Origin of the sequence: Arenibacter sp. P308M17 (assembly GCF_003426735.1) — a bacterium.
Taxonomy (GTDB): Bacteria; Bacteroidota; Bacteroidia; order Flavobacteriales; family Flavobacteriaceae; genus Arenibacter.
Window position 1 is genome coordinate 1 of record NZ_QVON01000024.1, and the last position, 1,263, is coordinate 1,263.

Annotated in this window: 2 protein-coding genes; both read left to right on the forward strand. The window is 34.0% G+C overall.

The window, feature by feature from the left end:
• Positions 1 to 444 precede the first annotated feature (444 nt).
• The gene (locus tag D0S24_RS20880) at positions 445 to 933 is read left to right on the forward strand and encodes a DUF2975 domain-containing protein (RefSeq protein ID WP_117021788.1); all 489 of its coding nucleotides are present in this window, start codon (positions 445 to 447) and stop codon (positions 931 to 933) included.
• A gap of 3 nt (positions 934 to 936) precedes the next feature.
• On the forward strand, positions 937 to 1,164 hold the full coding sequence (locus tag D0S24_RS20885; RefSeq protein WP_117021789.1) for a helix-turn-helix transcriptional regulator: 228 nt from the start codon (positions 937 to 939) through the stop codon (positions 1,162 to 1,164).
• Positions 1,165 to 1,263: the final 99 nt, after the last annotated feature.

The following is a 1,263-nucleotide window of genomic DNA, read 5'->3' on the forward strand; positions in this document are numbered from 1 at the left end:
TTTTATACATTACATTGTTTTTTAAGATTGCATAAATTTAAGTAAAACGTATTTTGAACACGACAAAGCTTCCGACCGGTAGGGAGGATTCGTTCAACAATACCTATAATTAATGCGGACTTCGGTCATTTACGCCAAGGTCTGTGTATATTTATATAGTCGCAAAATCTTTAGGATTTTGCTTTGGACAAAAAAAAGAAAAAACAAAACCAAAAGCTTTTGCTTAGCGCTTAGCTGGAAATCTGTCGGATTTCTGCGCCGCACTACTCATAGCCGAGACGTTGGCTGTAAACTAGGTATGACACACTAAACAGACAAATTCAGCTTTTTAATATTCCTTTCAACCTACAAAGGTTAATTTTACTTAATTCAGTACTTATTTATTGTTTATCAACAAATATTTATTATAATTGCAGTATTACAACAATTTAATAAATACTTGATATGTTTAAAAAAAGTTCTACCCTGTTATTAAAGACTACTTTAGTTTTTATGGGGCTAATTGTTTTGGCGTTGACTGTTTTTGCTTTGCCGAATCTATATAAAGGTGCGTTGGCTGAATTTCCATATGCACCAAATGCCATTTTAGGAATTGTAATAGTGCTGTATGCAGTTGCTGCTCCATATTTTTTCGTTCTTTTCCAATCGTGGAAACTTTTAGTGTTAATTGACCAAAATGTAGGCTTTTCAAAATTTTCCGTAACAGCTTTTAGAAATATAAAGTTTGCTTCACTTATTGGTGGTTTATTATTAATGATAGGTTTTGTACCGTTGTTATATCCTATAGCAGAACAAGATGATGCACCAGGTTTGTTGATTTACGGTTTCGTTTTTGCTTGTATTCCTTTTGTTGTCTCAGTATTTGCAGCAGTTTTGGAAAAACTTTTTCAAAATGCCGTTGATATGAAATCTGAAAATGAATTAACTGTATAAGCTATGCCAATAATTGTAAACCTTGATGTAATGATGGCAAAGCGGAAAATGTCACTGAATGAACTTTCTGAAAAAGTTGGGCTGACTTTATCGAACCTTTCTATACTTAAGACAGGAAAAGCAAAAGCCATCAGATTTAGTACTTTAGAAACTATATGTAGTGTTTTGGACTGTCAACCAGGTGATATTTTAGAATATGAATACGATATAGAAAAAATAACGACCCGCTAATAACTAAGTATTCGGCCCGCCGATAGGCCAGGGCTGAATATCTTGTTGACGGATCCGGTTCCTCCCTATGGGGAAAGCCTTCTTTTTTGTGTTTGTCCT

What these genes read in the sequence shown, in the direction of transcription:
- D0S24_RS20880 (WP_117021788.1), top strand. Translation starts at nt 445, where the DNA reads ATGTTTAAAAAAAGTTCTACCCTGTTATTAAAGACTACTTTAGTTTTT.
- D0S24_RS20885 (WP_117021789.1), top strand. Translation starts at nt 937, where the DNA reads ATGCCAATAATTGTAAACCTTGATGTAATGATGGCAAAGCGGAAAATG.